This is a genomic window from uncultured Lutibacter sp., assembly GCF_947495725.1.
Taxonomy (GTDB): Bacteria; Bacteroidota; Bacteroidia; order Flavobacteriales; family Flavobacteriaceae; genus Lutibacter.
Window position 1 is genome coordinate 248,307 of the sequence record NZ_CANLZZ010000006.1, and the last position, 11,769, is coordinate 260,075.

At 32.3% G+C, this 11,769-nt stretch carries 12 protein-coding genes; 10 read left to right on the forward strand and 2 right to left on the reverse strand.

Going from position 1 to position 11,769, the window contains the following annotated elements:
- Nucleotides 1–6: 6 nt before the first annotated feature.
- Complete coding sequence (locus Q0776_RS14655; protein ID WP_298369812.1) at nucleotides 7–3,150, reverse strand: SusC/RagA family TonB-linked outer membrane protein; 3,144 nt, start codon at nucleotides 3,148–3,150, stop codon at nucleotides 7–9.
- A gap of 228 nt (nucleotides 3,151–3,378) precedes the next feature.
- Nucleotides 3,379–5,052 (reverse strand): POTRA domain-containing protein, encoded by a 1,674-nt coding sequence (locus Q0776_RS14660; protein WP_298369814.1) that lies wholly within the window; start codon nucleotides 5,050–5,052, stop codon nucleotides 3,379–3,381.
- Between the two features lie 164 nt (nucleotides 5,053–5,216).
- Here Q0776_RS14660 and rpsL point away from each other — a divergent pair, with 164 nt between their 5' ends.
- The 10 genes from rpsL (at nucleotide 5,217) to rplV (ending at nucleotide 11,769) form a co-directional block, all read left to right on the forward strand.
- A complete protein-coding gene (rpsL, locus tag Q0776_RS14665; RefSeq protein WP_068206887.1) occupies nucleotides 5,217–5,591 on the forward strand; it encodes a 30S ribosomal protein S12 in 375 nt (124 codons plus the stop codon).
- 23 nt (nucleotides 5,592–5,614) lie between these two features.
- Complete coding sequence (rpsG, locus tag Q0776_RS14670) at nucleotides 5,615–6,091, forward strand: 30S ribosomal protein S7 (protein WP_298369817.1); 477 nt, start codon at nucleotides 5,615–5,617, stop codon at nucleotides 6,089–6,091.
- Between the two features lie 10 nt (nucleotides 6,092–6,101).
- Nucleotides 6,102–8,219 carry an elongation factor G gene (fusA, locus tag Q0776_RS14675; RefSeq protein WP_298369820.1) on the forward strand — a complete coding sequence of 706 codons (2,118 nt, stop codon included), beginning with the start codon at nucleotides 6,102–6,104 and terminating at the stop codon, nucleotides 8,217–8,219.
- A gap of 17 nt (nucleotides 8,220–8,236) precedes the next feature.
- Entirely contained in the window at nucleotides 8,237–8,542 is a 306-nt protein-coding gene (rpsJ, locus tag Q0776_RS14680; RefSeq protein ID WP_070237956.1) for a 30S ribosomal protein S10, read from the forward strand.
- A gap of 143 nt (nucleotides 8,543–8,685) precedes the next feature.
- Complete coding sequence (gene rplC / locus Q0776_RS14685) at nucleotides 8,686–9,303, forward strand: 50S ribosomal protein L3 (protein WP_298369823.1); 618 nt, start codon at nucleotides 8,686–8,688, stop codon at nucleotides 9,301–9,303.
- Complete coding sequence (gene rplD / locus Q0776_RS14690; protein ID WP_298369825.1) at nucleotides 9,303–9,932, forward strand: 50S ribosomal protein L4; 630 nt, start codon at nucleotides 9,303–9,305, stop codon at nucleotides 9,930–9,932. Before rplC ends, rplD begins: the two co-directional genes overlap by 1 nt.
- Before the next feature lie 9 nt (nucleotides 9,933–9,941).
- Nucleotides 9,942–10,232: a 50S ribosomal protein L23 gene (rplW, locus tag Q0776_RS14695; RefSeq protein ID WP_298369828.1), complete on the forward strand. Its 291-nt coding sequence runs from the start codon at nucleotides 9,942–9,944 to the stop codon at nucleotides 10,230–10,232.
- Nucleotides 10,233–10,243: 11 nt separating this feature from the next.
- Nucleotides 10,244–11,068, forward strand: coding sequence for a 50S ribosomal protein L2 (gene rplB / locus Q0776_RS14700; RefSeq protein WP_298369830.1), 825 nt, complete (start codon nucleotides 10,244–10,246; stop codon nucleotides 11,066–11,068).
- 7 nt (nucleotides 11,069–11,075) lie between these two features.
- Entirely contained in the window at nucleotides 11,076–11,354 is a 279-nt protein-coding gene (gene rpsS, locus Q0776_RS14705) for a 30S ribosomal protein S19 (RefSeq protein ID WP_111708144.1), read from the forward strand.
- Between the two features lie 10 nt (nucleotides 11,355–11,364).
- Nucleotides 11,365–11,769, forward strand: coding sequence for a 50S ribosomal protein L22 (gene rplV / locus Q0776_RS14710; protein WP_298369836.1), 405 nt, complete (start codon nucleotides 11,365–11,367; stop codon nucleotides 11,767–11,769).

Genomic DNA, 11,769 nt, shown 5'->3' on the forward strand with positions numbered 1-11,769 from the left:
ATTGTTTTAAAATGTTAAGTTTACTTTAAATCCATAACGTTTAGCAGTTGGTGCAGCTGAAATCTCAACACCTTGTAATCTTGTAGATCCAAAACTAGTAACCTCTGGATCAAAGTTTGTATACTCTGGTACGTTAGGTGCAAAATACCACAAGTTGTTTGCAACAGCAGTTATACTTGCACTAGTAAACGGTGTTTTTTCAATCCATTTAGATGGAAATTTATAAGCTAAACTTAACTCTCTCAATCTATATACAGTTCCATCATAAACAGTTGCCTCGTCTACAGAGTTTATACCAAATGTATTACCTCCGGCAGGTGAAAAGTACAATTCATTCATTGAAAGTTGAGTAGTATTAGGGATTTGGTTTCCTGAACTATCTAATATTGGTTGTCCATTACCGTCTCCGTAATAACCTGGAATGATAAAAGTATGTTCTCTATCTTCTGTATCTTTAGTAACACCTCTACCTAATAAAGCTGCCATACTTGTACTTTGAACATCTCCACCTTCTCTCCAGTCAAATTGTCCTTTTAAGCTCCAATTTTTGTAAGTTAAAGTATTAATAAAACTCATTTTAAAATCAGGGTTTGGATCACCAATAATACCGTTTTCTAAATCTTGAACAATACCACCACCAGATTGGTTGATTAAATAAGCTCCATTAGCATCACGTGCAAATTGTGAACCATAGAATACACCAAATGGTTGTCCAACAATAGCATGTGGAACCTCATTTGCGTTAAATGATATTCTGTCTAAACCTTCTATTAATTCTAAAACTTCATTTTTGTTTTGAGTAAACGTTGTAAATAAAGACCATTTAAAGTCATCAGTTTGAACTGGAACAAGTGTTAACCCAATTTCAATACCTTTATTTTGCATTTCTCCAATGTTCGTGTTATAAGCAGCAAATCCACTTGAACTAGGAACAGTTACTTGAGAAATTAAATCTGTTGTATTCTTTTTATACCAACTAAAGTCAACTACAACTCTTCTTTGCCAAAATTCTAAATCAACACCTACTTCAATTTCCTTTGTAAACTCAGGAGTTAAATCTGTATCACCTAAAGATGTTCTATTTCCAATTCTATTTTGACCAGCCCAAGTTTGACCAACTGCAAAAGTTTTATTTAAAAATTCAGCAGGAGCAGATCTTGCAACGGATGCGTAACCAGCTCTAAATTTACCAAATGTTAACACATCACTATTTAAGTTAAATGCATCAGTGAAAATTACTGAAGTTGAAACAGATGGGTAGAAGTAAGAATTGTTATTTTTTGGAAGAGATGAACTCCAGTCATTTCTACCTGTAGCGTTTAAAAATAAGTAATCTTTGTAAGATAATCCAATCTCAGCTAAAACACCCGCTGTTCTTGATCTTGCATAAGCAGGAACTGGAACTTGAATGTTTGTTTGATTTGCAATTGTAAATATACCTGGCTCTTTAAAAGTGTTACCAATTATAGAATGTCTATTTGTAGTGTTTTGTAAAACGTTACTACCTATAATAGCTTTTAAATCTAAACCTTCAGCTAAATTGTAATCGAAATTTACTAAAAGTGTTGATTCAATATCTTTATTACTATAAATATCAGAAGTAACTGCTCCTAATCCATTATCTGAACGAGAACCTAAATCTCTAATTTCAAGTCTATCTAAATAGTAATTGTTCATACCAACTCTATAAGATGCAGAAATATGATCATTAAAAACGTAAGAAGCGTTAAAGTTTGCTACCTCTCTTTTAGTACTTGTTAAAATTTGATCATGTTCCCAAGACCATCTTGGGTCATCCCAACCACCGTTAGGAATAACAGATGCTCCAGTTTCAGGATGTGTATAAGGTAAATTAGTATTCCAAGTTCTACCTAACCATAAAGTACGAGCAAATGAAGAAGATGAACCAGCATACTGATTTTCTCCAAAGAATCCTCCAACCTGATCAGTTGCAGAAGCACTAACAGAGGCTCCTACTGTGAATTTGTCATTAATTTTAAAATTACCACCGAAAGCTCCTGATAACCTATCATATGTATTGAAAGGAATATAACCTTCTTGATCTAATTTAGAAATAGTAACACTAAAATTAGCTTTTTCTCCTCCTAAAGTTACGTTTACAGAATTGTCTGTAGTTACACCTGTTTGGAATAAATTCTTAACATTGTCTGGTTGCGCAACATAAGGTTGAGTAGGTCCTAATTCTGGGAATGCATCAAGTAAATTTCCCCAAGTAGGAATTGTTTCTTGTGAGTCAAAACGTGGTCCCCAAGAACCGTTAGCATTTACATATTCAAAATTAACTCCGTTACCATAAGTGTTTTGATACTCTGGTAAGTTAGCAATGTTTTCAAAATAAGTACCTGAATTAACATTAACTTTTACTTTTCCACCTGCATTGTTTGAAGATCCAGATTTAGTAGTAATTACAATAACCCCATTTGCTGCTCTTGAACCATAAAGTGCCGCTGCTGCGGTACTTTTAAGAACGTTTATTTTAGCAATGTCATTAGGGTCTAATGATCCAAGTCCAGACTCATAACCACCACCACCAGTTGTTTGACTAGAAGTTGATACTTGTGAGTTGTCATAAGCAATACCATCAACAATAATTAATGGTTGAGAAGCACTACCAAAAGTAGTTGCACCCCTAATATTTATTTGGTTTGAGGCCCCAGCAACACCTGTTGAAAAGTTTACGTTAACCCCGGCAACTTTACCACCTAAAGAACGAACTAAATCTGGCTCAGAATTCTCTAAGACTTCGTCAGACGCAACATTACTTACTGCGTATCCTAAACTTTTAGGATTTCTTTTAATACCAAATGCAGTAACTACTACTTCTTTCAATGCTTGTGCACTTTCTTGCATTGTAACATTAATTAAATTAGAAGCTCCAACTGTTTTTTCAGTTGTTTGCATTCCAATATAACTAAATTGCAATACAGCACCAGTAGCAGCATTGATAGAATAATTACCGTCAAAATCAGTTTGAGTACCTGAATTCGTACCTTTAACAATTACTGTTACTCCTGGTAATGGACCGCTTACGTCGGAAACTTTACCAGTAACAGTTTTTTCCTGTGCAAATGAAATCTGCACCACTAACGCTAGTAAAAGCGTCAATAAACCATTAAACTTTGTTTTCATTATATAATTATTTGAATTAATTAGGTCAAAAATCTTAATAAATTGTTAATATTCCAAACTTTTATCTGTTAAAATCTTAAAAGATGTTAAATTACTACATAATTATGATAATCTACAGAGTTATTGTGTTTGGGAGTGCAATTTGTTAAGATGATTTCTTGTTACTAAGATACTCTTTTTTTTAAAAGGTTGCTTTCAATTTGTTAATTTGTTAAGATTATATTAAAATTAAAAAAGATATGTTAATTTAATGTGAAGTTTTGCGTTGTTAATTTTAAACGAATCTAAGTTAGATTTACCAATAACATAGCTTAAATTAATGTTAGTATTTTTTTGTCTAAAATTATATCCAAGCCCTATACCTAATAAGTTTTTTAATTCTGTTAAAAGGTTGTTTTTTATGAAGCCAATGTCTGTAACCGTATAAAAAAAGTTTGAGTCTGTTAGAAGGTATTGAAATTCAATTGATGAAATGTTATAACTTGAGGTTAAAATACTTTGTTCGTTAAATCCTCGAATTGAGTTTATTCCTCCAATTTGAAATAGTTCATTTTGGTAAATATTGTCTGAGTTTAGTATTTGTGTTGTATTTTTTAAGTAAAGTCTGTTCTTCGGATTAATTGATTTTAAAAAATGAGTATTTAATTCAAGTTTCGTTTGTTTTATTTTATTTAAATAATTGGCTCTTTTACCTATTAAATAGTTAAAGTCTAGAGAAAATGAATTTGTGTTGTTTATAAGTTTTTTAATATGATATGAGAAGCCAATTAAATTCTTGGAATAATCTTCATAATTGTCAATTGCAGTTTTTGTTAAGGTGTTGGAGCTAGTAAAATTTGCGATCCCTCCAAAAGTTTGGTTTTTCGAAAGGGAGTATGAAATACCAAGCTCAGTATTCCTATTTATAAAGGTAGAGTCGTTTTTTTGTATGTTTAATAGTCCTTTAAAAGTAAACTTGCTTTTAAAAATGTATGGATTTATGAAGTTTAAATTTAATGAGGTTCGGTCATTTCCACTATTTTTCCATATTAAATTAAAAGATTCGCCGTTATTAAATGTATTATTAAGTAATAGATTAATATAACCATTTACCTTTAAGTTATTTGTTGTTTCATCGGTTGCAAAACCTATTAATCCATCAAATTGATTTCTTTTAAGTTTTTTTAAGTATAAATATAAAATCGTAGAATCTTTAGTAAATAATACTTCTGGTTTTTTTAATTGTTCAATAAAAGAAATTGAATTTAGTTGTTTTTCAATTGAGTTTAGATTTTCTTTATTGAAAAGATTGTTCTTTTTTAAATTTAGTTCGTTAGAAATGTATTTTTGAGGGAAATCAGTATATCCTTTTATTACCACTTTATCTATAGTTCTTTTATGTGTGTTTTTAATTGTAAGATCTGCAATAATGATGTTATTTTTAACTTGAAGATTCTCCAATGAAACTTTTGAAAATGAATATCCTTTTTTTATAAGATTATCTTTAATTTTATTTAACGAATTTTCCACATTTTCAATAGGAATTTCAAAGTTATTATTTCCATGTTTTTTCGAAAGCTGTTTTAGGAGTCTATTTTCTAAATCGGATTTTTCAAAGAAAATTTTAATTCTTTTAAATTGTTTATTTAATTTAAATGTACATATATATGTATGTGCATTTTCAACGATTGAATAGTTGTTATTGATAAAACCTTTTAAAACTAATTTTTCTGAAAAATTATTTATTTCATTATTTAATTCAGTTTTATTTGTATGTTTTTTCTTGTAAAAAAGTGATTCAACGATGTAAGTATTTTTACTTTCTGCTGCATCAATTTTTAATTCATAATTTTGGCAGCTTCCAATATTTACGGAAAGCAAGTAGAAAACCACAACAGTGAATATTTTAAAAAAAAGCTTCAAAACAGTTAAAATTAAGGTGTGAATATACTACTTATATACCGTGTATAAATATTTTTGAAAAATAAAATATCTACATATTTGATTAACAATAAATTATTTGTACATTTGCGCACTCTTAGAAAAAACCTAAGAATTAAAAAAACAATTAATAACAAGATTTTAGTATGCCAACAATTTCGCAATTAGTACGAAAAGGAAGAACCAAAATAACTAAGAAGAGTAAATCGGCTGCTTTAAATTCATGTCCTCAAAGAAGAGGAGTTTGTACACGTGTTTACACAACTACACCAAAAAAACCAAATTCAGCAATGCGTAAAGTTGCAAGGGTAAGGTTAACAAATGGTAACGAAGTAAACGCCTACATTCCTGGAGAAGGACATAATTTACAAGAGCACTCGATAGTATTAGTTAGAGGTGGAAGGGTTAAAGATTTACCAGGAGTTAGATATCATATTGTTCGTGGAGCATTAGATACTGCAGGTGTTGATGGAAGAACACAACGTCGCTCTAAATATGGTACAAAAGCACCTAAAAAGTAATTTAAAAACTTTAATGTAAAGACATGAGAAAAAGAAAGGCGAAAAAAAGAGTTCTTTTACCAGATCCAAAATTTAACGATCAGTTAGTTACACGTTTTGTAAATAACTTAATGTGGGATGGTAAAAAATCTGTAGCTTTTAAAGTTTTTTACGATGCTTTAGATATCGTAGAACAAAAGAAACAAGATGATGAGAAATCATCATTAGAAATTTGGAAAGACGCGTTAAGTAATGTAATGCCTCAGGTTGAAGTACGTAGCCGTCGTGTAGGTGGAGCAACGTTTCAGATTCCTATGCAAATTAGACCAGATAGAAAAGTATCAATGGCTATTAAGTGGTTGATTTCTTATTCAAGAAAAAGAAATGAAAAATCTATGGCTCAGCGTTTAGCTGCTGAAGTATTAGCTGCTGCAAAAGAAGAAGGTGCTGCTGTTAAGAAAAGAATGGATGTTCATAAAATGGCTGATGCTAACAAAGCATTCTCTCACCTTAGATTTTAATAATTAGATAATGGCAAGAGATTTAAAATATACAAGAAATATTGGAATTGCAGCTCATATTGATGCAGGTAAAACTACATGTACAGAGCGAATTCTTTATTATACAGGGGTTTCACACAAAATTGGAGAAGTGCATGATGGTGCTGCAACAATGGATTGGATGGAGCAAGAGCAAGAAAGAGGTATCACAATTACTTCTGCAGCTACAACCTGTGAATGGCAATTCCCAACTGAGAATGGGCAACCAACAAAAGAAGCCAAAGGATACCACTTTAATATTATTGACACTCCGGGTCACGTTGATTTTACTGTAGAAGTAAATAGATCTTTACGTGTGTTAGATGGTTTGGTATTCTTATTTAGTGCGGTTGATGGTGTAGAGCCACAGTCTGAAACTAACTGGAGATTAGCAGATAATTATAGTGTGCCTAGAATTGGTTTCGTTAATAAAATGGACCGTCAAGGTGCTAACTTTTTAGCTGTTTGTACACAAGTTAAAGAAATGTTAGGTTCTAATGCAGTACCTATCGTTATTAATATTGGAGATGAAGATCAATTTAAAGGAATTGTAGATTTAGTTAAGAATCGCGCAATTATTTTCCATGACCATACAATGGGTGCTACATTTGATGTAGTTGAAATTCCTGAAGAATTAAAAGAGGAAGCTCACGAATTACGTGGTAAACTTATAGAAGAGGTTGCTGCTTATGATGAGAATCTTTTAGAAAAATATATGGAAGATGAAGATTCTATTACAGAAGATGAAATTCACGCTGCTTTGCGTGCTGCTGTAATGGACATGTCAATTATTCCAATGGTTTGTGGTTCTGCTTTTAAAAATAAAGGTGTTCAGTTTTTATTAGATGCAGTATGTAGATACTTACCTTCACCTACTGATAAAGAAGGTGTTGTTGGAATTAATCCAAATACTGAGGAAGAAGAATTACGTAAACCTGATGTAAAAGAGCCATTTGCGGCTTTAGCATTTAAAATTGCAACTGATCCTTTTGTTGGTCGATTGGCATTCTTTAGAGCATACTCAGGACGTTTAGATGCGGGTTCTTATATTCTAAACACTCGTTCTGGAAAAAAAGAACGTATTTCACGTATTTATCAAATGCATTCTAATAAACAAAATGCTATTGATTATATTGAAGCTGGAGATATTGGTGCTGGTGTTGGATTTAAAGATATTAGAACAGGAGATACAATGTGTGATGAGAAAAATCCAATTGTATTAGAATCTATGGATTTCCCTGATCCGGTAATTGGTATTGCTGTTGAGCCTAAAACCAAAGCGGATGTTGATAAATTAGGGATGGCTTTAAGTAAATTATCTGAAGAAGATCCAACTTTTACAGCTAAAACAGACGAAGCTTCTGGTCAAACTATTATTTCTGGAATGGGTGAGTTACACTTAGAGATAATTGTTGATCGTTTAAAGCGTGAATTTAAAGTTGAAGTAAACGAAGGTCAACCTCAAGTAGAATATAAAGAAGCGATCACGGCAAAAGCTGATCATCGTGAAGTTTATAAAAAACAATCTGGTGGACGTGGTAAATTTGCTGATATCAAATTTATTATGGAACCTGCTGGAGAGGATGAAACAGGTTTGATTTTTGTAAATGAGATTAAAGGAGGTAATGTGCCTAAAGAATTCATTCCATCTGTAGAAAAAGGATTTAAGGAGGCAATGAAGAATGGTCCTTTAGCTGGATATGAAATGGATAGTTTGAAAATTACATTATATGATGGATCTTTCCACGCTGTCGATTCAGATCAATTATCATTCGAATTAGCTGCTAAAATGGGATATAAAGTTGCTGCGAAAGCTGCAAAAGCTGTAATCCTTGAGCCTATTATGAAGATTGACGTTGTTACACCAGAAGAAAATATGGGTGATATAGTTGGTGATTTAAATAGAAGAAGAGGGCAAGTTAATGCTATGTTAGACAGAGCTGGTGCTAAAGTTGTAAAAGCAAATGTGCCATTATCAGAAATGTTTGGATATGTTACTACATTAAGAACATTATCATCGGGTAGAGCATCATCATCAATGGAATTTTCACATTTCGAGCAGTGTCCAACAAATATTGCTGAAGAAGTAATAGCAAAAGCAAAAGGTTAATCTCTAAATTATAAACGATGAGTCAAAAAATTAGAATAAAATTAAAATCGTACGATTACAATTTAGTAGATAAATCTGCTGAAAAAATTGTAAAAACGGTAAAGAATACGGGAGCTGTTGTTAATGGCCCTATTCCATTGCCAACTCATAAAAAGATTTTTACGGTATTGCGTTCTCCGCACGTAAATAAGAAATCAAGAGAGCAATTCCAATTAAGTTCTTATAAAAGATTATTAGACATTTATAGTTCATCATCAAAAACTATTGATGCCTTAATGAAATTAGAACTTCCAAGTGGAGTTGAAGTGGAAATTAAAGTTTAATTTCTCAAAGCCAATAATAATTGGTTACATGTCCTAAGCGGTTGTCGAGGGAAAAACGGAAAGAAAATATATTCAGGGTTGAATTATTTTCAACCCTGTTTTATTGAATATAAATAGAATAATAATTAATAATAAATTTAAAAATGTCTGGGTTAATAGGAAGAAAAATCGGAATGACCAGCTTATTTGATGAAAACGGGAAAAATATTCCTTGTACAGTAATCGAAGCAGGTCCGTGCGTAGTTACCCAAGTCAGAACCGAAGAAGTAGATGGTTATTCTGCACTTCAATTAGGTTTCGATGACAAGAAGGCAAAAAGCTCTAATAAGGCTTTAGATGGTCACTTTAAAAAAGCTGGAACCACTGCCAAAAGAAAAGTTATCGAATTTCAAGGTTTTGATGAGGAGCACAAATTAGGAGATGAATTAACAGTTGAAGTATTTACTGAAGGAGAGTTTGTTGATGTATCAGCAGTATCAAAAGGTAAAGGATTTCAAGGTGTTGTAAAACGTCACGGTTTTGGCGGTGTAGGTCAAGCTACTCATGGTCAACATAATCGTTTAAGAGCTCCAGGATCAATTGGTGCTGCATCTTATCCTGCAAGAGTATTCAAAGGAATGCGTATGGCAGGTAGAATGGGAGGAAAGAAAGTAACAGTTCAAAATTTAAGAGTTTTAAAAGTGGTTGCTGAAAAGAACCTACTTGTGGTTAAGGGAGCAATTCCTGGTCATAAAAACGCTTATGTAATCATTCAGAAATAATGGAAGTATCAGTTTTAGACATACAAGGAAAAGATACAGGGAGAAAAGTTGAACTTTCTGATGCTGTATATGGAATTGAGCCAAATGATCACGCGGTATATTTAGATGTAAAGCAATTTTTGGCTAATAAAAGACAAGGAACTAGTAAAGCTAAAGAACGCGCTGAAATTTCTGGTAGTACTAGAAAAATTAAGAAGCAAAAAGGTACTGGTACCGCTCGTGCAGGTAGTATTAAATCTCCTGTATTTAGAGGAGGAGGTCGTATTTTTGGACCAAGACCACAAGATCATTCTTTTAAATTAAATAAAAATTTAAAAAGATTAGCTCGTAAATCCGCATTTAGTATTCAAGCAAAAGAGAACAATATTATAGTTGTTGAAGACTTTAATTTTGAAACTCCAAAAACTAAAAATTATACAGAGGTTTTACGTGCACTAGGTATAGAAAACAAAAAATCTATATTAGTGTTGGCTGAATCAAATAATAATGTATATTTGTCATCGCGCAATTTAAAACGTTCAAAAACAGTAACTTGCTCTGGGGTAAGTACTTATGAATTGTTGAATGCAAATAAAGTTATTCTTTCTGAAGGATCTTTAGAAGGAATTGAATCTAATTTAAGTAAATAGGTAGTAGATATGAATATTTTAGTTAAACCTATTATAACGGAAAAAGCAACAAATGATAGCGAATTATATAATCGTTATGCTTTTGTTGTAAACAAAAATGCTAATAAACTTGAGATTAGAAATGCTGTAGCTAAAGCATATGGTGTGGAAATTGAGAGTGTTAGAACTATGAATTATCCTGTTCAACGTAATACAAAATACACTAAGAGTGGTATTGTGCAAGCAATGAAAGGAGCTTATAAAAAAGCAATAGTTCAATTAGCTGAAGGAGAAAGTATTGATTTTTATAGCAATATCTAAGAAAGATAAAAATGTCAGTTAGAAAATTAAAAGCAATAACACCAGGTCAGCGTTTTAGAGTGGTAAATGGGTTCGACACCATTACTGCTGATAAGCCGGAGAGAAATTTATTAGCTCCGAATAAAAGATCTGGAGGTCGAAACAATCGCGGTAAAATGACTATGCGCCATTTAGGTGGTGGTCATAAAAAGAAATATCGTATTATCGATTTCAAAAGAGATAAGAATGGTATTCCTGCAACAGTAAAAACTATTGAGTATGATCCAAATCGTACTGCTTTTATAGCGTTAGTTTCTTACAAAGATGGAGAGAAAAGATATGTTATAGCTCAGAATGGGTTACAAGTTGGACAAACTATTATTTCTGGCGAAGGAGCTACTCCTGATGTTGGAAATACTATGTTGTTAAATGATATCCCGTTAGGAACAACAATTTCTTGTATTGAATTACATCCAGGTCAAGGAGCTGTTTTAGCTCGTAGTGCTGGTTCTTTTGCTCAATTAATGGCGAGAGAAGGTAAGTATGCAACGGTTAAATTGCCTTCAGGTGAGACAAGAATGATTCTTGTTACTTGTAAAGCAACAATTGGAGTAGTATCTAATTCAGATCATCAATTATTGGTATCTGGTAAAGCGGGTAGATCTCGTTGGTTAGGTAGAAGACCAAGAGTAAGACCGGTAGTGATGAACCCTGTTGATCATCCAATGGGTGGTGGAGAAGGTAAATCTTCTGGAGGTCATCCAAGATCTAAAAATGGTATCCCAGCAAAAGGATTCAAAACAAGATCTAAGACCAAAGCGAGTAATAAGTATATTATAGAACGTAGAAAAAAATAATTAAGATATGGCACGTTCATTAAAAAAGGGACCTTACGTTTTTCATAAACTTGAGAAGAAGATTGAAGCAAACCTAGAATCTGGAAAGAAATCGGTGATTAAGACTTGGTCTAGAGCATCTATGATAACTCCAGATAGTGTTGGACAAACAATTGCTGTTCATAACGGTCGTCAGTTTGTACCGGTATATGTTACAGAAAACATGGTAGGTCATAAATTAGGAGAATTTTCACCAACTCGTTCTTATAGAGGACATGCAGGTGCAAAAAATAAAGGTAAAAAATAAGTAGGTAATCATGGGAGTTCGAAAAAAAATAAGAGCACAACAGATAAAAGAGGAGAAAAAGCAATTAGCTTTTGCTAAGCTTACAGGTTGTCCTACATCACCAAGAAAAATGCGTTTGGTTGCTGATTTGGTTAGAGGAGTTGAAGTTGAAAAAGCACTTCAAATTTTAAAATTTAACTCAAAAGAGGCATCTATAAATCTTGAAAAATTATTGTTAAGTGCAATCGCAAACTGGCAAGCTAAGAATGAAGATTCAAGCATTGAAGATGCAGGTTTATTTGTAAAAGAAATTTTTGTAGATAGCGCAGGAATGTTAAAAAGACTAAGACCTGCACCACAAGGTCGTGCACACAGAATTAGAAAACGTTCTAATCATGTGACATTAGTTTTAGGAAGTAAAAATGTTAGCAATTAA